Genomic DNA, 19,978 nt, shown 5'->3' with positions numbered 1-19,978 from the left:
ATTCCCTCCGCTCGGATAAAAAAGCCAGGACGGCAGAGTTCCGTTCTGGCGCGAAGAAAAATCGGGCTGGCCGATCAAACCGTGAATTGTACCCTATCCCTTGTGATGGGGCACCCGCGCGCCAGGGTGGCCGTCCGTGACGTGTTTCTTACACCAGGCGACGTGTCACCGGGTGCCGGCGCAACAGCCAGCTGCTGGCGGCTGACAGGCCGAACACTGCTGCCGTCAACAACGGCACGCTCCAGGCTGTGCCGTGCCCCGCGTAGGCGCCGGCGCGATCGGCCAGGTCGAGGAACAGCGGATGGATCAGGTACACCCCGAAGGTCAGCGGGGCCAGCGTCGATAGCGCCGGCACGCGCGGCGTGTCGATGATCCACTGGAACGCCGCCAGCGACATGAACGGCACTGTGAGGCTGAAGTAATCGTAGAAGTACAGATTCAGCCTGCCCGCCTCGGACAAGGTGGATACTCCCCAGGCCGTGGCGGCGACGCTCAGCGCGAGCACCAGGGCAGGGCGCGGCACGCGCAGCTCGCCGTCGAAAATCATGCGCCCGGCCACGAAATAACCCAGGTAGGGCAGGAACCAGGTCAGGAAGAAACCCTGGCCCGCGCCCAGCGCCTGGCGATACAGCGCGTCGAGAATGGCGATGCCCAGGATGCCCACCACCCACAGCCGGCGCGCGGCCGGCAGGCTGCGCTGATACAGCCCCCGCACCAGCGGGGCGAACAGGTACAGCCCGACGATCATGTACAGGTACCACAGGTGGTAATAGGGGGCGCCTTCGGCCACCTTGCGAGGCCAGAACGAGAGGTCGAGGCGGCCGTCGTCCCACCAGTCGAGCAGGGTCCGCCAGCTCAGGTAAAACAGCGTCCAGAACACCAGCGGCGCGCAGATGCGCGCGGCCCGGCGCAGGTAGAAGCTGCGCGCATCCTGCGGCCGGCCGGCATCGAGCAGCAGGGCGCCGCTGACCATGACGAACACCGGCACGCACCAGCGCGCCGCCGAGTCGTACAGGTTGGCCGCCAGCCAGTCGCCGCTGCCGTAGGCGCCCGCGTCGGACACGGCCTGCGCCGCGCTGTGCAGTAATACCACTGCCAGCGCGGCCAGCCAGCGCGCGGCGTCGAGTCGGTTCAGGCGGTCTGCGGAATCAGGCATGCTTTCACCTTAGCAGCGCCTGCGCGGGCCAGTGTTTCGAAGCGTTAATCGCAGCTTGCAAACGCAAATGCCCCCCATCCGCGCGCGCGGATGAGGGGCATTTTGTTGCAACTGGTCGGGGACTATTGCGGCTGAAGGCCGGCCTGGCGCACCAGTTTCTGAATGACCGGCTGTTCGTTGTGGATCTGCTGCGTGAGTTCCTGTGCGGTACCCGAACGCGCCTCGATGCCCATAGTCAGCATCTTGTCGCGCACCTGCGGATCTTGCAGCGTGGCGGCCAGGGCCTTCTGCAGCGTAGCCAGCGCATCGGCCGGCGTGCCTTTGGGCGCCACGAAGCTGAACCATGCTGTCAGGTCGAAGGCGGGGTAGCCCTGTTCGGCCAGCGTAGGCACGTCGGGCAGCGTCGGCAGGCGCGTCTTGCTGGTAATGCCGAACACCTTGAGCTTGCCCGCGGAAACTTGGGGCATGCCGGTGGCCACCATGTCGAAAAACACATCGACGTCGCCGTTGATCAACGCCGGCAGGGCCTGCGTGGCGCCCTTGAACGGCACGTGCAGCATATCGACGCCAGCTTCCTGCTTGAACAATTCGCCCGCCAGGTGCGACGAGGTGCCCGGGCCGAAGGTGGCGAAGGTCAGGTTGCCCGGGCGTTGCTTGGCCGCCGCGACCACGTCGGCGGTGCTCTTGAAACCGTGCTTGTCGTTGGACAGCAGAATCAGCGGGCCAATGCCGACCATGCCGATGGGGGCGTAGCCATCAGGGTCGTACGGCAGCGATTTGTACAAGAAACGATTGGTGACCAGCGTGGAGTTGGTGGCCATCAGCAGGGTATAGCCATCGGGTTGCGCGCGGGCCACGTAGGCCGCTCCGATGGTGGTGCCGGCGCCGGCCTTGTTCTCGACGATGATGCTCTGGTCCAGCGCCTTGGCCATGCGTTCGGCCAGGACGCGCGTCAGCGTGTCGGTGGCGCCGCCGGCGGGAAAAGGCGACACGATGGTGATGGGCCGCTCGGGATAGGCGGCATGGGCCAGCCCGGCGCTGGCCGACAAGGCCGCGGCGGCCGCAAAGAGAGAGATGCGCTTGAACATGTTTTCCCCTGATTGTTGATGAAAATTGGTGGTGTGCGGTCTTAAAATTTCGTAGAATGGAATTTGATTTTGCGCAACGAAATAAACTATAAGAACGAAGGCTCCGAGATGCAAGTCCCTTCTGATGCTTCCTCTTCGGGCGCCGAGTCCGGCCGCAGTGGCCCGGCGCGGCGCCGCCGCGGCGCCAGCCAGGGCCGCGACGTGCCCGAGTTCATCGTGGCGCTGGCCCGCGGGCTGGACGTGCTGCGCTGCTTCGGCCCCGGCGCCGTGGCGCTGGGCAATCAAGACCTGGCGGGCCTGACCGGCCTGCCCAAGCCCACCATCAGCCGCATTACCTATACGCTGACCGAGCTGGGCTACCTGCGCTACCACCCCGACAGCGGCAAATATTCGCCAGGGTACGGCGTGCTGGCGCTGGGCTTCGGCCTGCTGGCCGGGTTGGAAGTGCGCGAGCTGGCCAAGGCGTCGATGGCGCAGCTGGCGCGCGACACCGGCGGGGCGGTGGCGTTGGGCGCGTTCGACGGAGATGCCATGGTGTATGTCGAAGCCATCCATGGCTCGTCGGAGCTGTACCTGCGCCTGCCGGTGGGCTACCGCGCCAGCCTGGACAGCGCCATGGGCCGGGCCTACCTGGCGGCGCTGCCCGACGCGCAACGCGAGGCGCTGTTCGAACGCCTGGGGCAGGCCGCGCCTGATTCCGCCATGGTGGCGCAGGCGCGCGCCGATCTGGCATCGGCCGGCTGCTGTTTTGCCCTGGGGGCCTGGCGGGCCGACATCAATGCCGTGGCGGTGCCGTTCCAGTCCGTAACCGGCGAAGGCCTGTTTGTCATGAGTTGCGGCGGCCCGGCCGGGCTGCTGCCCGCCGAGGCGCTGCGCGAGCGTGTGGCGCCGGCGCTGCGCGAGGCGGTGCGGCAGTTGGCGGGCAATCTTTCCTAGGGCAGCAGGCGGGGCATTGCCGCGCCGCGGTCCGGCGCGCGCATCATCGTACAATTCACGGATCGAACCACTCATTCCCGCGCACGGAGCCTCGTTTGGCCACATCTCCGCAAACCGATCCGCAGCACGACGACCGTCCCTTGCCCCAGGATTTCGAAACCGCGCTGGCCGAGCTTGAAACGCTCGTCGCCGCCATGGAAGACGGGTCGCTGCCGCTCGAGCAATCGCTGGCCGCCTACCGGCGCGGCGTCGAGCTGACGCGCGTCTGCCAAGAGCGGCTGGCCCAGGCCGAACAGCAGGTCAAAGTGCTGGAAGACGGCCTGCTGCGGCCGCTGGATCCGCGCGCGCTCGACGACGAATAACCGGATGAAGCAACAACATCTTGCGTTCGCGGACTGGTTGCAGGGCCGTGCGCAACATATCGAAGCCGTGCTGGACGAATGCTTGCCGGCGGCCGACGCGCTGCCCGCGCGCCTGCACGAAGCCATGCGCTACGCGGTGCTGGGCGGCGGCAAGCGCATTCGCGCCGCGCTGGTGTATGCCGCCGGCCAGGCCTGCCCCGTCAATGGCAGCGCGGTGGCTATTCAGGCCTCGATGGACCGCGCCGCCGCGGCCGTCGAGCTGATCCACGCGTATTCGCTGATCCACGACGATCTGCCCTGCATGGACGACGACACGTTGCGCCGCGGCCGGCCCACCACGCACGTGCAATTCGATGAAGCCACCGCGATGCTGGCGGGCGATGCCTTGCAGCCGCTGGCCTTCGAGCTGCTGGCCGACATGCCCATCGCGCCTGCGCTGGTAGTGCAGGCCACGCAGGCCCTGGCCCGCGCGGCCGGTAGCCTGGGCATGGCGGGCGGGCAGGCCATCGACCTGCACAGTGTCGGCCAGGCCTTGTCGCGCGACGAACTGCAGACCATGCACAGCATGAAAACCGGCGCCATGCTGGCATGCAGCGTGGCGCTGGGCGGCATTGTTTCGGGGGCCAGTTCCAGCACCCGGCAGGCGCTGGACGATTACGCGCAGGCCGTCGGCCTGGCCTTCCAGGTGGTGGACGACATCCTCGACGTTACCGCCGATAGCGCCAGCCTGGGCAAGACGCCCGGCAAAGACGCCGCCGGCAACAAGCCCACCTATGTATCGCTGTTGGGGCTGGACGACGCCCGCGCGCTGGCCGAAGAGCTGCGTGGCGCCGCGCACGCGGCCCTGACGCCGCTGGGCGATGCCGGCTCGACGCTGGCCCGCCTGGCAGACTACATCGTACTCAGAGACCGCTGATACCGAGCATGACGACAGAATTGCTGGACCGCATCCACTCGCCCGACGACGTGCGCCAACTGGACCGCCGCGAACTCAAGGCGCTGGCCGAAGAGCTGCGCGGCTTCGTGCTGGAGTCGGTATCCAGGACAGGCGGCCACTTGTCGTCCAACCTGGGCACCGTCGAACTCACCCTGGCCCTGCACCGCGTGTTCGATACTCCGCACGACCGCATCGTCTGGGATGTCGGGCACCAGTCGTATCCTCACAAGATACTCACCGGACGCCGCGCCGGCATGGCCAGCCTGCGCCAGGAAGGCGGCATCTCCGGCTTTCCCAAGCGCAGCGAATCCGAATACGACGCTTTCGGCACGGCCCATTCTTCGACTTCGATCTCCGCCGCGCTGGGCATGGCCGTGGCCTCGCGCAATGCCGGCATACAGCGCCAGCACATCGCGGTGATCGGCGACGGCGCCATGTCGGCCGGCATGGCCTTCGAGGCCATGAACAACGCCGGCGTCACTCCGGACATCAACCTGTTGGTGGTGCTGAACGACAACGATATGTCGATCTCGCCGCCGGTGGGGGCGCTGAACCGCTACCTGGCCCGCCTGATGTCGGGGCGTTTCTATGCCGCAGCCAAGAACGTCGGCCGCGCCATGCTGCAGCATGTGCCGCCGGTGCTCGAACTGGCGCGCCGCTTCGAAGAGCACGCCAAGGGCATGGTCACGCCGGCCACGCTGTTCGAAGAGTTCGGCTTCAACTATGTCGGGCCCATCGACGGCCACGATCTCGACGCCCTGGTGCCCACGCTGCAGAACCTCAAGGCGCTGCAGGGCTTGCAGTTCCTGCATGTGGTCACGCGCAAGGGGCATGGCTACAAACTGGCCGAGGCCGATCCGGTGCTGTACCACGGGCCGGGCAAGTTCGATCCGGCCGTTGGCATCCAGCAGGGCAAGGCGTCCACGCGCAAGACCTTCACCCAGGTGTTCGGCCAGTGGTTGTGCGACATGGCCGAGCGCGACGAGCGGCTGGTGGGCATTACCCCGGCCATGCGCGAAGGCAGCGGCCTGGTCGAGTTCGAGCGGCGGTTCCCGCGCCGCTACTTCGACGTGGGCATTGCCGAACAGCATGCCGTCACGTTCGCCGCGGGCCTGGCCTGCGAAGGCCAGAAGCCGGTGGTGGCCATTTATTCCACATTCCTGCAGCGCGGCTACGACCAGCTCATCCACGACGTGGCCCTGCAGAACCTGGACGTCACTTTCGCCCTGGACCGCGCCGGCCTGGTCGGCGCCGACGGCGCCACGCACGCGGGCAATTACGACATCGCCTACCTGCGCTGCGTGCCGAACATGGTGGTGGCCGCGCCCTCTGATGAAAACGAAGCGCGGCTGCTGCTGTCGACCTGTTATGAGTATCCCGGCCCGGCTTCCGTGCGTTATCCGCGCGGGGCCGGCCGCGGCGCAGAAATCTCGCCCGGCCTGGACACCGTGCCCATGGGCAAGGGTATCGTCCGCCGCCAGGGGCGGGGCATCGCCATCCTGGCGTTCGGCACCTTGACGCAGGCGGCGCTGGCGGCGGCCGAGGCGCTGGACGCCACCGTGGCCGACATGCGCTTCGTCAAGCCCATCGACCGCGAACTGATCCTGCAGCTGGCTGCCGGCCACGACGCGATCGTCACCGTCGAAGAAGCGGCCATCATGGGCGGCGCCGGCAGCGCGGTCATCGAGGTGCTGCACCACGAAGGCGTGGTCGTGCCGGTGCTGCAGCTGGGCCTGCCCGACCGCTTCATCGATCATGGCGACCAGGCGGCGCTATTGGCCGGACTGGGGCTGGATGCCGCCGGCATCGAGCGTTCGATTCGTGCCCGGTTTGAAAAATCAAACCTTCAGTCCGGAGCGCAGACGAAATAAGGGTCGGAGCAGGGTACCAACCTACTAGTAGGAGGGTTTTCCACACTGCCGGCCCGGCTTTTCGGTAATAATGGCTCCGCTAACATATTTCAGGGCCTCAGCGATTCTCATTTCACCCGCCCTGACAGGTAATCCTATGAATTCTCCGATCGATCCCGCCCTGGTCATGCCCGATGTCCAAAGCTCGGCTGATACGCGGCACATCCCGATTCAGCGCGTAGGCATCCGTGGCGTGCGGCATCCCATGCTGGTGGCGGGCGCCGACGGCGCACCCCAGCCCACTGTGGCCAACTGGACCCTGACGGTGGCGCTGCCGGCTGAAGAAAAGGGCACGCACATGTCGCGTTTCGTGGCGTTGCTCGAAAAGTACCGTAGCGTGCCCATGACGCCGGCCTTGTTCGCCGCCATGGCGCGCGACATGCTGCCGCTGCTGCACGCCGAACGCGGCGACATCACCGCGGCGTTCCCGTATTTCATCAACAAGTCCGCGCCGGTGTCGGGCGTGCAGAGCCTGCTCGACTACGAAGTGCAGTGGATCGCCCGCGCTGCCGGCGACCAGGTCGAGTTCGAACTGGTGGTGCAGGTGCCGGTCACCAGCCTGTGCCCGTGTTCGAAGGCAATTTCCGAGTACGGCGCGCACAACCAGCGCTCGCACGTTACCGTGTCGGTCGTGCTCAATGGCGACCTCGCCATGGACCGCATCATTCGCCTGGTCGAAGACGAGGGTTCGTGCGAGCTGTGGGGCCTGCTCAAGCGCCCCGACGAGAAATTCGTCACTGAACGCGCCTACGACAACCCCAAGTTCGTCGAAGACCTGGTGCGCGACGTGGCCGCCCGCCTGGCGGCGCATCCCGGCGTGGCGCGCTACCGCGTCGAAGCCGAGAACTTCGAGTCCATCCACAACCATTCCGCCTACGCTGTCGTCGAGGGCTGAACGCCGCTATGGCGCCGGCCCCGGCGGCGCGCGATTGGCCGCTGATCGCGCGGCTGGAGGGCTGGGAATCGCGGCTGGCCTTGCGGCTGGCCGGACGCAGCCGCGCGGCGGTGGCCCTCTACGAGTTCTTTCGCTTTGGCGTGAAGCAGGCCTGGGCTTGCCTGTTCGGCGGCCTGATGTGCGCGCTGCTGCTGGACACGCTCTGGTGGTATCCGCCTGGCGCAGCGCTGGCGCGCTACGATTTTCTGACGCTCGCGGCCCTGGCCATCCAGGCGTTGTTGCTGGCCTTGCGCATGGAAACCTGGGCAGAAGCCCGGGTCATCCTGATGTTCCATGTGGTGGGCACGGCCATGGCGCTTTTCAAGACCTCGGTCGGCTCCTGGATATATCCCGAAGCCAGCGTGCTGCGCCTGGGCGGCGTGCCGCTGTCTACCGGCTTCATGTATGCCGCCGTGGGCAGCTCGGTACTTTCGCCCATGCCTGGCGCTACCCCAACCAGCAGAACGGCTGGGACTGGGTGTCGCCCGCCAAGCTGGGATCGTGGTTCCTGCTCATGATCATCAGGCTACGTGATGGTCAGCGCAGTCAACCGGCCCCAACCCCCGGCCGCGGTGCCCCCCCCGCAGCCATGGTGGCGGGAAGTCGGTGACCCGCCAGGGCCCCCAGGGCAATATTGTTTGATGCAGTCCCGTCTGGCGCGGCGCGGGCTGGCGGGGCCCGTGCGCCGGGCTCGGGCGCACCCACGCGCCCTCGGTCTGCTGCGCAGACTGCCCCGCCGCCCAACGCCCCGCCGGCCCGCACCGCGCCAGACGGGACAGACCCGGATAGATCGCGCCGTCCCAGCCGCCCACTAAGCCGCTATTTGCGTAATGACGCCTAATCGGCGATAATCGTGGGCTTTCTTTGCTCGATCGCCCTTTTGGGGTGGCGGGCTGCCCCTTGCTTACCGGCGGCTAGGCCCCGGCCAGCGAGACATCCTCAAGGAGTTTTACCCATGCGTCACTACGAAGTAGTGTTCATTGTCCACCCGGACCAAAGCGAGCAGGTGCCCGCCATGGTCGAGCGTTACCAGACGCTCGTTACGGGTCAGGGCGGTGCCGTGCACCGCCTGGAAGACTGGGGTCGCCGCCAGCTGGCCTATCCCATCCAGAAGCTCGTCAAGGCGCATTACGTCTGCATGAACATCGAGTGCGGCCAGGCCACCCTCGACGAACTCGAGCATTCGTTCCGCTACAACGACGCCGTGCTGCGCCACCTGGTCATCAAGACCAAGAAGGCCCAGACCTCGCCCTCGATCATGATGAAGTCGGTCGAACGCGAAGAGGCCCGCAAGGCCAGCACGGAAGCTTCGGCGCCGGCCCAGGCCCAGTAACCCGGCAGCGCCACGTTTCACCACCACGCTCCGGCAGGATGAACACCTTGGAACTCAGCGCCCGCGTTCTCGAATGCGAGCCTTTGCGCCACACTCCCGCCGGCGTGCCAGCGCTGGAAATGCTGCTGGCCCACGAATCGGAAATCGTCGAAGCAGGCCACCCGCGCCGCGTCGAACTCACGATTACCGCCGTGGCCCTCGGCGATCTGGCTCAACTGCTGGCCGGCACCCCTCTGGGGACCGAACTGCAGGTGCAAGGCTTCCTGGCCGCGGCCCGCAAAGATTCGGTGAAGGTCAAGCTGCACATGCAGCTGGCCCGCAGAGTCGGCGGCAGCGCAGGGCGCGATCCGCTGGTGGGATGACAGGCAACCGGAACCAGACACAGATTCCGGGCACGCGGAATGAACCCCCGGCCCGACTAGACTAAGAGGCACATCATGGCTTTCTTCGGAAAACGCAAAGAGAAACGCAAATTCACGCAGCAGAACCCGCTGTTCAAGCGCCGCAAGTTCTGCCGCTTCACCGCCGCCGGCGTCGAAGAGATCGATTACAAAGATCTCGATACCCTGCGCGATTTCGTGCAAGAAAACGGCAAGATCATCCCGGCCCGCCTGACCGGCACGAAGGCACACTACCAGCGCCAGCTGGACACCGCCATCAAGCGCGCGCGCTTCCTGGCCCTGTTGCCTTACACCGACAACCACAACTGATCCGGGGTCACTGAAATGCAAGTCATCCTGCTCGAAAAAGTCGTCAACCTCGGCAACCTGGGCGAAATCGTCCGCGTGCGCGATGGTTACGCCCGCAACTTCCTGATTCCCCAGAAAAAGGCTCGTCGCGCTACCGACGCCGCCCTGAAGGAATTCGAAGCCCGCCGCGCTGAACTGGAAAAAATCCAGGCTGAGAAACTGGCCGCCGCCGAAGCGCTGGGTGGCCGCCTGGCCGGGTACCAGCTCAAGATCGTGCAAAAGGCCGGTGTCGATGGCCGCCTGTTCGGCTCGGTTACCAACGCCGACGTGGCCGAAGGCCTGAAGAAGGCCGGCTTCGAAGCCGTGGAAAAGGCCCAGGTGCGCCTGCCCAATGGCCCGCTGAAGGCCGTGGGTGAATACCCCATCCAGGTCGCGCTGCACGCCGACGTGACCGTGGACGTGACCGTGGTGGTCGAAGGCGACATCGCCTAAGTTCCCGCGTTCCACGCCAAGCAAAAAAGCCGGCGGCCGTGCCGGCTTTTTTGCTATCAGGCCGCCCCAAAGTCCCCAGGATGCCTGCTTGAATCCACCACCCCAGCACCACTCAGCTCCCGCCGGCCTGCGCGCCTGGCTCGACGGCGTCGACGCCGCGCGCGAGCCTGCCGTGCGGGAAGTCGTCATTGACGGCGTCGCCTGCGTAGTGAAGCGGCGCCGCGCGGGGTTGCTGCAGGGCGCCAGCTATGTGCTGCGCTACGCGCGAGCGTTGGCGCTGGCCGTCGGGTGCCGCTTGTTCCTGGGCGAATTCCCGCGTCCCGGCGTCTTGCTGCGCAATGGCCTGGCGCACGAGGCCGAGCGCTTGCGCCGGCTGTCTCAGGCCGGCTGCCGCGTGCCCGACGTATGGTGGCAGGCGCCCGGCCTGCTGGTGCTGGAGCACGTGGGCGTGGACTTCGCCGAGTTGGTCCGGCATGCCGATGCGGCGCAGCGCCGCCAATGGGTGTGCGACCTGGCTGCCGACCTGGCGGCGTTTCACGCCCACGGGCACTGGCACGGCGGAGCTCAGCTGCGCAACATCACCCTGCGCGACGGCGAGCTGTGGCGCATCGATTTCGAAGAAAATATTGGCGGCGCCTTGTCGCTGCCCATGGCCCAGGCCTACGATCTGTTCCAACTGGTATCGTCGCTGCTGGGGCTGCGCAAGCTCGAAGATGACAATCTGCCAGGGCTGGGTAAACTGATGCTGGATGTTTATTTCGACACCCATCCGGCCCCCGCCGTGCGCGCCCGGCTGCAGCGGCTGGCGCGCGTGGTGTGCGGTTGCGCCGCCGCGCTGCGTCCCTTGCTTGGCCGGCTGCCGGGCCGTGACGTCCAGGGTTTCTTCCGGGTGGCCGACACCCTGCGTACTCTTTACTAGTCCATTCGATGAACAATCCCGCCGATTCCCAGCTAGATTACCTGCGCGTGCCGCCGCATTCCATCGAGGCCGAGCAGTCGGTGCTGGGAGGGCTGCTGCTGGACAACAGCGCCTGGGACCGCATTGCCGACGTGCTGGGCGAGGAAGACTTCTACCGCCATGACCACCGCCTGATCTGGCACCACATCGCCAGGCTGGTCGGGCTGGCGCGGCCAGCCGATGTCATTACGGTGAATGAATCGCTGGTCAGCGCCGGCAAAGCCGAAGAAACGGGAGGGCTGGCCTACCTGAACGCGCTGGCCCACAACACCCCCTCGGCCGCCAACATCCGCCGCTACGCCGAGATCGTGCGCGAACGCGCCATGCTGCGCAAGCTGGTGACGATTGCCGACGAGATATCTTCGGCCGCGCTGAATCCGCAGGGCAAAGAAGCCCGCCAGTTACTCGACGAGGCTGAATCCAAGGTATTCAAAATTGCCCAGGAGGGCGAGAAAGGCTCGGTGGGTTTCCAGGAAATCCAGCCCCTGCTGACGCAAGTGGTCGAGCGCATCGACGAGCTATACCATCGCGAAGGCGATTCCGACGTAACCGGCGTTCCCACCGGGTTTTCCGACCTCGACAAAATGACGTCGGGCCTGCAGCCGGGCGACCTGGTCATCGTGGCCGGCCGCCCCTCGATGGGCAAGACCTCGTTCTCGATGAACATAGGCGAACACGTGGCCATTGAACAGGGGTTGCCGGTAGCCGTGTTCTCGATGGAAATGGGTGCCGTGCAGCTGGCCATGCGTATGCTGGGTTCGGTGGGCATGCTCGACCAGCATCGCATGCGTACAGGCAAGCTGGTGGCCGACGACTGGCCGCGCGTGACGCACGCGGTACAGCTCATGCAGGACGCCCAGGTGTACATTGACGAAACGCCCGCGCTCAGCGCCATGGAAGTGCGGGCGCGCTCGCGCCGCCTGGCGCGCCAGTGCGGCCAGCTGGGCCTGATCATCATCGACTACCTGCAGCTGATGGCCGGCAATGGCGGGGGCGAGAACCGCGCGACTGAAATCTCGGAAATCAGCCGCTCGCTGAAAGGCCTGGCCAAAGAACTGAACTGTCCGCTGATCGCGCTGTCGCAGCTTAACCGCAGTCTGGAACAGCGCCCCAACAAGCGCCCCGTGATGAGCGACTTGCGCGAATCGGGCGCCATCGAACAGGACGCCGACTTGATCCTGTTCATTTACCGCGACGAAGTCTACAACCCCGATTCTCCCGACAAGGGCACCGCCGAGATCATCGTGGGCAAGCAGCGTAACGGCCCCATCGGCACCGTGCGCCTGACCTTCCAGGGTTCCAGCACGCGCTTCCTGAATTTCACGGCCGCGCCGCAGTACTAGGGCGCGCCGCACGCCTGCGCGGCGGCCGCTACACCTTCACTTGCCTGGTTGCGGCGTGAAGCGCAGGTAGGGGCGGGGCGCCCGGTAGCCTTGCGGGAATTTCGCCTTGATCTGCGCTTCGTCCTGCAGCGCGGGCGGAATGATCACATCGTCGCCGTTCTTCCAGTTGCCCGGCGTGGCCACGCCATATTTGTCGCTGACCTGCAGCGCGTCGATGACGCGCAGGATCTCGTCGAAATTGCGGCCGATGCTCAGCGGATAGGTAAGGGTCAGGCGCAGCTTCTTGTCCGGGTCGATGATGAACACCGAGCGCACCGTGGCGGTGCCCGACTGATTCGGGTGAATCATGTCGTACAGGCCGGCCACTTTCTTGTCGCGGTCGGCGATGATGGGAAACTTGACCACGGTGTTCTGGGTATCTTCGATGTCCTTGGTCCAGGCGCGGTGCGAATCGGCGTCGTCGACCGACAGGGCAATCGCCTTCACATTGCGTTTTTCGAACTCGCCTTGCAGCTTGCCGGTCAGGCCCAGTTCGGTGGTGCAGACCGGCGTGAAGTCGGCCGGATGCGAAAACAGCACGACCCACGAATCGTCGGCCCATTCATGGAACCGGATCGTGCCGATGGAGCTGTCCTGTTCGAAGTCGGGCACGGTATCGCCCAGATGGATTTTGCTCATAGCTTGCGTACCTTCTGAAGAGTGCCCGCAGCGCGGGCCGGGAAAAAATCAGGAAGCCTTGGGCGGCAGGGCGGCCTCGACCAGGCCGATGTTCGACTCGTGGGCCGCCAGCATGTCGGCCAGGTCGGCGCGCAGGAAATCGGGCAGGGGGCCTTGCAGCAGGCTTTGCAGCTTGCGCACCACCCAGGCCTGGCCGCGGTTCAAGAAGGCCAGGCGCTGTTCGACGTCCGCGATGGCCATGGCCTTGCCGTGGAACGCGCCGGTCAGGTCCGACGGCGTGGCGTCCAGCGCGCGGATGGCGCGCAGCAGCATGCCGCACCAACGCACTTCGTCCAGGCGGATGCGCTCTACCAGCTCCGCCATGCGCGGCTCGTCGAGCGCGCGGCCGGTTTCCAGCGCCACGCGCGCGCCGGCGCGCTCGGCTTCCAGCAGGGTGTTCAGTTCGGCGAGCAGCGCGTTGCGCTGGGCCACGGGCAAGGCGGAATCGGGTGTCATGGTGTTCAGGCCTCAGGCGTGTGGCGCGGTGGCGCCCGCGCCGGGCGCGCGCCGCTGATTGAAGTCGCGTCCGGCGGTTACGGCTTCGACGTAGCCGGCGCGCACGGCAAAATCGCCGAAGTGTTCGCCCTCGTGGCGATCGCGGGCATAGTGGGCCAGCGTGGTGTCCAGCAGTGCCAGAATCGCCGCCTCGGCGGCGTTTTCCAGCACCATGCGGTTCAGGCGCTGCCCGTGGAAGCCGCCGCCCAGATACAAGTTGTACTTGCCGGGCGCGCGGCCGGTCAATCCGATTTCCGCGATGTAGGGCCGCGAACAACCGTTGGGACAGCCGCTCATGCGTATGGTGATGGGTTCGCGTTCCAGGCCGTGCGTGCGCAGCAGCGCTTCGATCTTGCCGACCAGCTCGGGCAAATAGCGTTCGCTTTCCGCCATGGCCAGGCCGCAAGTGGGCAGCGCCACGCAAGCCATCGAGTTCAACCGCAACGCGCTGGTCGACGGGCCGGCTTCCAGCTGGTATTGGCGCAATAGGGCTTCGATGCGCGGCCGCTCGGCGTCGCCGATGTCGGCAATCACCACGTTCTGGTTTGGCGTGATGCGAAATGAACCCGTGTGCACGCGGGCAATCTCGCGCAAGCCTTCGAGCAGCGGCAGGCCCGGCAGGTTCACCAGGCGGCCATTCTGGATGAACAGGGTCACATGGTGGCGGCCGTCTTCACCGGTTTGCCAGCCCAGGGCGTCGCCGTTGGAATCGAACCGGAAGGGACGCGCCGGCTGCAGCGCGAAGCCCAGGCGGCGCTCGATCTCGGCTTTCACGGCATCCAGTCCGTGTTCGTCGATGGTGTACTTGAAGCGCGCGCGGGCGCGGTCTTTGCGGTTGCCGTAGTCGCGCTGCACGCCCATTACCGCGTCGCAGGTGGCAATGACGGCTTCGGGCGGGACGAAACCTATCACGTCGGCCAGCCGAGGGTAGGTGGCGGGCGCCTGATCGGTGCGGCCCATGCCGCCGCCGATGGCGACATTGAAACCCTGCAGCGCGCCATCGTCGCCGGCGATCGCGATGAAGCCGAGATCCTGCGCGTAAACGTCAATGTCATTGACCGGCGGGATGACAAAGCCGATCTTGAATTTGCGCGGCAGATACGTCTGGCCGTAGAACGGCTCTTCGGGCCCGGCGTCTGACGAGGCGACGCGTTGCTCGCCCCACCAGATCTCATGATAGGCGCGCATGCGCGGAATTGCGTGGTCGCTGGCCTGGCGCGCGATGTCGTACACGGCCGCGTGCAGCGCCGACAGCCGCGGGTCGGCCGTACACATTACGCCGCGCGCGTCGTCGCCGCAGGCCGCGATGGTGTCCAGCAGCACTTCATGCAGGCCCTGCAGCGTGGCCTGCAGGTTGTGCTTGAGCACCCAATGAAACTGGAACGTCTGCCGCGTGGTAAGCCGCAGCGAATCGCCGCCATACGCGCGGGCCAGTTCGTCGAGCTTGAGCCATTGCGCGGCGCTGCATACGCCGCCCGGCAGGCGCACGCGGATCATGAACTGGTAGGCCGGCTCGAGTTTCTGGCGGCGGCGTTCGTCGCGCTGTTCGCGGTCGTCTTGCTGGTAGATGCCGTGGAACTTCAGCAGCTTGGCGTCGCTGTCCGATACCGCGCCGGTCAGCGGGTCGGCCAGGCTGCGCAGGATGGTGCCGCGCAGCTGGTCGCTGGCGGCCTTCAGTTGCTCGTCGGCGCTGAGCTTCGGCGGCGATTGGGAAAGGTCGTTGTCGGTGGATTGCATGAGGTTGGTTCGCGGGCAGGTCGATTCGCGGGTAGGTCGATTCGCGGGCAGGTCAGTAAACGTCGCGCTGGTAACGGTTGTCGCGCTGCAGGCGGCGCAGATAGTCGTGTGCCGCTTCCGGGGCCAGGCGGCCTTGCGAGGCGATCACGCCCTCCAGCGCCTGGTGCACGTCGGGAGCCAGGCGGGTGGCGTCGCCGCACAGGTATACATGGGCGCCTTCTTCGAGCCAGGCGTAGACGTCCTGGGCCTGTTCCTGCAGTCGGTGCTGCACGTAGGTCTTGCCGCCCGCGGCCTGGCGGTCGCGCGAGAACGCCACGTCCATGCGCGTCAGTACGCCGTCTTTCAGCAGTCCCTGCCATTCGGTCTGGTACAGGAAGTCGCTGCGGAAATTACGGTCGCCGAAAAACAACCAGGAACGCCCGGCGGCGCCGCGCGCCTCGCGTTCCTGCAGGAACGCGCGGTAGGGCGCCACGCCGGTGCCCGCGCCTATCATGATGATGGGCACATCGTCTGCGGGCAGCCGGAAATGCGGGTTGGAATGGATGTAGACGGGCAGCGCCGCATCCGGCAGGGCGCGTTCGGCCAGGTGACCGGACGCCACCCCGGTGCGCGCGGCGCCCTGCAAGTCATAGCGCACTACGGAAACCGTCAGGTGGGCCTCATCGGGCGCGGCCAGCGGGCTCGATGCGATGGAATACAGGCGCGGCTGCAAGGGCCGCAAGGCGGCCAGTACGTCCTGCGGATCCAGGCCCTTGGCTGGAAACTGGCGCAGCACGTCAACAATATGGTGGTGGCGCGCAAAATCGGCGCGGGCCTCGGCCTGGTCGGGCTGCGCCAACGCCTGCAGGCGCGGCGCCTGAGCCAGCTTGCCCCAGTGTTCCAGGAAGCGAGGCGTAATGGCGGTGATCTCCAGGCGCTCTTGCAGGGCGCGCCCCAGCGGCAGGAAGTCGCCCAGCACGCTGACCGGCGCCTCGGCCGCCGCGCCGAGTTCGGCCAGGATGTCGCGCACCAGCGCCGGATCGTTGGACGGCATGATGCCCAGCGCGTCACCCGGCTCGTAGCTCAGGCCCGAGCCTGCCAGCGATAACTCGATATGGCGGGTTTCTTTCGAGGAGCCGCGCCCGGTGAGCAGCAGGTTGTCGATCACGTTCGCCGCATAGGGATGGCGCTTGTCGTAGCGGGCCGCGACGGGTGTGGCGGCGGCGACGGTAGCATGGGCCGCGGGCGGCGCGTCTTGCCCGCTCGCTGGTTCCAGGGCGGCCAGCAGGCGGTCTGCCCAGGCCTGCGCGGGTTGGTCGTAATCGACGTCGCAGTCGATGCGCGGCTGCAGGCGGGTCGCGCCCAGTTCTTCGAAGCGCCGGTCCAGGCGCTTGCCGGCCTCGCAGAAATGCTCGTAGGTCGAGTCGCCCAGCGCCAGCACAGCGAAACGCAGCCCCCCCAGCTTGGGCGCCTTGCGCCCTTCGATGAATTCGAAGAAGCCGGCGGCGGGCTGGGGCGGGTCGCCCTCGCCGTAGGTGCTGGTGATGATGAGCACATCTTGCTCGCTGGCCAGGTTGCGGGTCTTGTAGCTGGCCAGGTCGTGCGCGGCCGCCTGCAGGCCTTTGGCCGTGGCCTGGTCGGCCAGTGTGGCGGCCAGCGCGGCACTGTTGCCAGTTTCGCTGGCGTAAAGTACGGTCAGGCGGCGCTGCGCCGGTTGGACGGCTGGGGTAGCCGGCGCTAGAGCCGGCGCGGGGCTGCTCGGCGCCACGGCGGCGGCCCCGTTGGAACGCAGCAGTTCGGCGCCCGCCAGGAAGCCGCTGGCCCACATGAGCTGGCGCGCGTCCAGTGAAGTGGCCAGCGAGTTGATGTACTGCCATTGGACCTCGGTGAATCCGGGGCCGCGAAATTCAGAGATGAGCATGAGAAGGGAGAGTTCCGAAAGCGATCCTGGGCCAGGCGCGGCGCGATAGATGGCGCGATAGATGGCATGTGCCTATGCGCCCGTGCTTGCACTTTCGCAATGCGTCAGTGGTTCATCTCTTAGATTTTGTCTGCATGTTTAATGCAATCAAACTAATTTTATTTAATATAAGACCAAAAATATTGATATAAACAAAGATGGATATCGATTTAGCCAAGACCTTCCTAGCTGTGGCGGACAGCGGCAGTTTCATGGCGGCCGCCGAGCGGCTCGACATCACCCAGACCGCGGTGAGCGCGCGTGTGCGCACCCTGGAAGACCAGTTGGGGCGGCGCCTGTTCGTGCGCAACAAGGCCGGCGCGCGGCTGACCGCCGCGGGCGAACGCTTTGCGCGCCACGCCAGCACGTTGGTGCAGGTATGGGAAAGGGCCTGCCAACAGGTCGCGCTGCCGCCAGGACGTGAAGACGGCATCAGCATCGGCGCCGAGCTCAGCCTGTGGCATCCGCTGCTGGCCGATTGGATGGTATGGATGCACGCGCATTGCCCCCAGGTGGCGTTGCGCGCCGACGTGGACAGCCCGGCGCGGCTGCTGCAGGGGGTGCAGGACGGGTCGCTGGATCTGGCCGTGCTGTACAGCCCGGCCGAGCGGCCGGGGCTGGTGGCCGAATTGCTGGCCGAGGAAAAACTTATCCTGGTGACCACCGATCCCGGCGGGGCGCTGCTGCCAGAGCAGTATGTGCAGGTCGATTGGGGCCAGGCATTCGCCGCCAATCACAACGCGGCGTTCCCCGAGCTCAGCAGTCCGCCCGTGTCGATTTCGCTGGGGCCCCTGGCGCTTGGCTACCTGCTATCGGTAGGAGGGTCGGGTTATTTCCGGGTGGGCGCGGCGCGGCCGTTCCTGGACAGCGGCCGCCTGCGGCGCGTGGCCGGCGCGCCTGAATTCTCGTATTCGGCCTACGCGCTGTATGCCACGCAGCAGCGCAGCGGGGTCATGGAACAGGTGCGCCAGGGTTTGCACGCCGTGGCGGCCGGCCTGCATCGTCCGCAAGTGCCCACGCAGACGCCCGACAGCGCGGGCTTGTGATTCAAGGCTGGGATTGCGGCTGGCCGCTGGAGCCGTCGTCGAGGTGCGCGTGCGTGTCTTCGATGCCGAACACCGAGGTGTACGCGGGGTAGAAGCTGCAGTACAGCACCCCGCCGGCCGCGATGTTGAACGGAATCTGCAGCGTGCCGGCCAGTTGCGAGGGCACGCCGGCGCTGACCAGCAGGCCGGCGCACAGGTCGATGAACAGGAATACGAGTATCCAGGCCGTGCCGTAGACCAGGAACGGCCACTTATTGCGCCAACAGGCGATGCCCGAGAAAAACAGCGCCTGGCCGATGCGCAGCCCATGCCAGGCGATCAGTACGGGGGCATGCCAGAAGAGGGCGGCGATAATGACGTACAGCAGGCCGAACAGCGCCAGCGGCACGCGCATGGCGCTAATGAACGGGCCGAGGTCTTGCTCGACCGACGCGGCCCGCACGCCTTCGGTGAGCGCGCTGGAGAACGGCACAAACGACACCAGCCCGGCTGCTATGCACAGCGCGGCATACATGGCGCCGAGGATCAGCATCTTCTTGAAGACGCCCGGCCGCATCAGCGGTTGGGGCCACATCGACGGCAGCATGATGCGGCCGGCTTCGATGTGCTTGCATGCCGACAGCGTCATCAGCGTGACCACGGGCATCAGCGCCACGAACAGCAGCGGCCCCACCGGCGGAGTGAAGGTCGCGAACAGCACCAGCAGGCTGATGGCCAGGGCCCAGGTAAAGACGGCCAGCGGCTGCTTCGTGAACAGCCGCAGGCCGTCGCGTACCCATTGCCAACCGTAGGATGCGGGTAGGGATGCTGCTTGCATAGGTTTCCGTCGGGGTTGTAAGAGGTAGCTACACTCAATTATGCGGACCACGGCGCCTAGGGCAAGGCTGGCAGGTCGTCGCGGTGGCGCGCTTGCAACACTCTTTCAAAATGGCGCGGATCATGCGGCTTGAGCGTCTGCGCCGGACGTGGCAGGAAATAATCGTACAGGCGCGAAAGCCAGAAGCGTAGCGCCGCCGCGCGCAGCATGGCCGGCCAGGCCTGGCGCTCGCCGGCGGTGAATGGCCGCACAGCCGCGTAGGCCTGCAGCCAGGACTGCGCCAGCGCGGGCACGAATACGCCGCTATCGCGCTCGATGCACCAGTCATTGACGCTGACCGCCACGTCGAACAGCCAGGTATCGCAGCCGGCGAAATAGAAATCGATAATGCCGCCCATCAGCGGATCTTCGAAGGTGCCCGCAAACAGCACGTTGTCGCGGAACAGGTCGCAGTGGGCCGGCCCGGACGGCAGCGCCTGCCACAGCGGTGTGGCGGCCACGCGCTGCTGTTCGTCGAGCTCGCTGGTCAGTAGTTGCGCCTGGGCGGCATCCAGAAACGGCAGCACCTTGGGTGCGGTGGCCGTCCACCAGGCCAGGCCGCGCAGGTTGGGCTGCTGCAACGGGAAATCGCGCGCGGCCAGGTGGGCGCGCGCCAGCGTGGCGCCAGCCAACGCACAGTGAGCCGGACCCGGCGCGGGTTCGTAGCCCCCCGGCAGGCGCGTCACGATGGCGCAGGGCTTGCCGTGCAGGGTGGTCAGGCGGGTGCCGTCGCGCAGCGTCTGGGGCTGCGGCACGGGCACGCCGCGCGAGGCCAGATGATGCATCAGCTCGATGTAGAAGGGCAGTTGCGCCTGGGTCAGCACTTCGAACAGCGTCAGTACGTACTCGCCGCGGGTCGTGGCCAGGAAGTAATTGGTGTTTTCGATGCCGGCGGTAATGCCGCGCAGCGACACCAGGTCGCCCAGATCGAAATGCGCCAGCAGGGTTCGGGCGTCGTCGTCGGAAACAGGGGTGAAAACGGCCATGGATCAGCGAGTAAGTTGGGACGGCGGGCAATGGCCGCGGGCGTCGCGGCCCGGGCGGCGCTGG

General features: G+C 66.5%; 20 protein-coding genes and 1 pseudogene. 13 read left to right on the top strand and 8 right to left on the bottom strand.

The window, feature by feature from the left end; genetic code table 11:
- Positions 1 to 148 precede the first annotated feature (148 nt).
- Positions 149 to 1,156, bottom strand: coding sequence for an acyltransferase (locus BPET_RS15520; protein ID WP_012249970.1), 1,008 nt, complete (start codon positions 1,154 to 1,156; stop codon positions 149 to 151).
- 122 nt (positions 1,157 to 1,278) lie between these two features.
- The gene (locus BPET_RS15515; protein WP_012249969.1) at positions 1,279 to 2,244 is read right to left on the bottom strand and encodes a Bug family tripartite tricarboxylate transporter substrate binding protein; all 966 of its coding nucleotides are present in this window, start codon (positions 2,242 to 2,244) and stop codon (positions 1,279 to 1,281) included.
- Between the two features lie 108 nt (positions 2,245 to 2,352).
- Here BPET_RS15515 and BPET_RS15510 point away from each other — a divergent pair, with 108 nt between their 5' ends.
- The 12 genes and pseudogenes from BPET_RS15510 to BPET_RS15455 all read left to right on the top strand — a co-directional run bounded on the left by BPET_RS15510 (position 2,353) and on the right by BPET_RS15455 (position 12,138).
- Complete coding sequence (locus BPET_RS15510) at positions 2,353 to 3,180, top strand: IclR family transcriptional regulator (protein WP_012249968.1); 828 nt, start codon at positions 2,353 to 2,355, stop codon at positions 3,178 to 3,180.
- Positions 3,181 to 3,275: 95 nt separating this feature from the next.
- Positions 3,276 to 3,542, top strand: coding sequence for an exodeoxyribonuclease VII small subunit (locus BPET_RS15505; RefSeq protein ID WP_012249967.1), 267 nt, complete (start codon positions 3,276 to 3,278; stop codon positions 3,540 to 3,542).
- 4 nt (positions 3,543 to 3,546) lie between these two features.
- On the top strand, positions 3,547 to 4,458 hold the full coding sequence (locus tag BPET_RS15500) for a polyprenyl synthetase family protein (protein WP_012249966.1): 912 nt from the start codon (positions 3,547 to 3,549) through the stop codon (positions 4,456 to 4,458).
- An 8-nt stretch (positions 4,459 to 4,466) separates the two neighbouring features.
- A complete protein-coding gene (gene dxs, locus BPET_RS15495; RefSeq protein WP_012249965.1) occupies positions 4,467 to 6,350 on the top strand; it encodes a 1-deoxy-D-xylulose-5-phosphate synthase in 1,884 nt (627 codons plus the stop codon).
- Positions 6,351 to 6,486: 136 nt separating this feature from the next.
- Positions 6,487 to 7,284: a GTP cyclohydrolase FolE2 gene (gene folE2, locus BPET_RS15490; RefSeq protein ID WP_012249964.1), complete on the top strand. Its 798-nt coding sequence runs from the start codon at positions 6,487 to 6,489 to the stop codon at positions 7,282 to 7,284.
- An 8-nt stretch (positions 7,285 to 7,292) separates the two neighbouring features.
- Positions 7,293 to 7,913 (top strand): annotated as a pseudogene (locus BPET_RS15485) (DUF817 family protein); the annotation flags it as partial.
- Between the two features lie 365 nt (positions 7,914 to 8,278).
- Complete coding sequence (gene rpsF / locus BPET_RS15480; RefSeq protein WP_012249962.1) at positions 8,279 to 8,656, top strand: 30S ribosomal protein S6; 378 nt, start codon at positions 8,279 to 8,281, stop codon at positions 8,654 to 8,656.
- A gap of 38 nt (positions 8,657 to 8,694) precedes the next feature.
- On the top strand, positions 8,695 to 9,018 hold the full coding sequence (gene priB / locus BPET_RS15475; RefSeq protein ID WP_012249961.1) for a primosomal replication protein N: 324 nt from the start codon (positions 8,695 to 8,697) through the stop codon (positions 9,016 to 9,018).
- 75 nt (positions 9,019 to 9,093) lie between these two features.
- Positions 9,094 to 9,366, top strand: a complete 273-nt coding sequence (gene rpsR, locus BPET_RS15470; RefSeq protein ID WP_012249960.1) for a 30S ribosomal protein S18 — start codon at positions 9,094 to 9,096, stop codon at positions 9,364 to 9,366.
- Between the two features lie 15 nt (positions 9,367 to 9,381).
- Complete coding sequence (rplI, locus tag BPET_RS15465) at positions 9,382 to 9,837, top strand: 50S ribosomal protein L9 (RefSeq protein ID WP_012249959.1); 456 nt, start codon at positions 9,382 to 9,384, stop codon at positions 9,835 to 9,837.
- A gap of 88 nt (positions 9,838 to 9,925) precedes the next feature.
- The gene (locus BPET_RS15460; protein ID WP_012249958.1) at positions 9,926 to 10,756 is read left to right on the top strand and encodes a BUD32 family EKC/KEOPS complex subunit; all 831 of its coding nucleotides are present in this window, start codon (positions 9,926 to 9,928) and stop codon (positions 10,754 to 10,756) included.
- A gap of 8 nt (positions 10,757 to 10,764) precedes the next feature.
- Positions 10,765 to 12,138, top strand: coding sequence for a replicative DNA helicase (locus tag BPET_RS15455; RefSeq protein ID WP_012249957.1), 1,374 nt, complete (start codon positions 10,765 to 10,767; stop codon positions 12,136 to 12,138).
- Between the two features lie 36 nt (positions 12,139 to 12,174).
- Here BPET_RS15455 and BPET_RS15450 read toward each other — a convergent pair whose 3' ends face one another.
- Genes BPET_RS15450 through BPET_RS15435 form a run of 4 tightly spaced genes read right to left on the bottom strand, consistent with a single transcriptional unit; the run spans position 12,175 to position 16,987 of the window.
- Entirely contained in the window at positions 12,175 to 12,816 is a 642-nt protein-coding gene (locus BPET_RS15450; protein WP_012249956.1) for a peroxiredoxin, read from the bottom strand.
- Positions 12,817 to 12,864: 48 nt separating this feature from the next.
- The gene (locus BPET_RS15445) at positions 12,865 to 13,311 is read right to left on the bottom strand and encodes a DUF6306 domain-containing protein (RefSeq protein ID WP_012249955.1); all 447 of its coding nucleotides are present in this window, start codon (positions 13,309 to 13,311) and stop codon (positions 12,865 to 12,867) included.
- A 12-nt stretch (positions 13,312 to 13,323) separates the two neighbouring features.
- On the bottom strand, positions 13,324 to 15,087 hold the full coding sequence (locus tag BPET_RS15440) for an NADPH-dependent assimilatory sulfite reductase hemoprotein subunit (protein WP_012249954.1): 1,764 nt from the start codon (positions 15,085 to 15,087) through the stop codon (positions 13,324 to 13,326).
- A 52-nt stretch (positions 15,088 to 15,139) separates the two neighbouring features.
- A complete protein-coding gene (locus BPET_RS15435; protein WP_012249953.1) occupies positions 15,140 to 16,987 on the bottom strand; it encodes an assimilatory sulfite reductase (NADPH) flavoprotein subunit in 1,848 nt (615 codons plus the stop codon).
- Between the two features lie 197 nt (positions 16,988 to 17,184).
- Between BPET_RS15435 and BPET_RS15430 the strand changes: the two genes are divergently transcribed.
- Positions 17,185 to 18,072 (top strand): LysR family transcriptional regulator, encoded by an 888-nt coding sequence (locus tag BPET_RS15430; RefSeq protein WP_012249952.1) that lies wholly within the window; start codon positions 17,185 to 17,187, stop codon positions 18,070 to 18,072.
- Position 18,073: 1 nt separating this feature from the next.
- Here the strand turns inward: BPET_RS15430 and BPET_RS15425 are convergent, their stop codons facing one another.
- Together BPET_RS15425 and BPET_RS15420 are read right to left on the bottom strand one after the other, a co-directional pair.
- Positions 18,074 to 18,889, bottom strand: coding sequence for a BPSS1780 family membrane protein (locus tag BPET_RS15425; protein ID WP_012249951.1), 816 nt, complete (start codon positions 18,887 to 18,889; stop codon positions 18,074 to 18,076).
- Between the two features lie 56 nt (positions 18,890 to 18,945).
- Positions 18,946 to 19,914 (bottom strand): homoserine kinase, encoded by a 969-nt coding sequence (locus tag BPET_RS15420; protein ID WP_012249950.1) that lies wholly within the window; start codon positions 19,912 to 19,914, stop codon positions 18,946 to 18,948.
- Positions 19,915 to 19,978 lie beyond the last annotated feature (64 nt).

Origin of the sequence: Bordetella petrii (assembly GCF_000067205.1) — a bacterium.
GTDB classification, from domain to species: domain Bacteria; phylum Pseudomonadota; class Gammaproteobacteria; order Burkholderiales; family Burkholderiaceae_B; genus Bordetella_A; species Bordetella_A petrii.
Note: the sequence above shows the minus strand (reverse complement) of the source record. Positions and strands in the feature narration are given on the sequence as shown.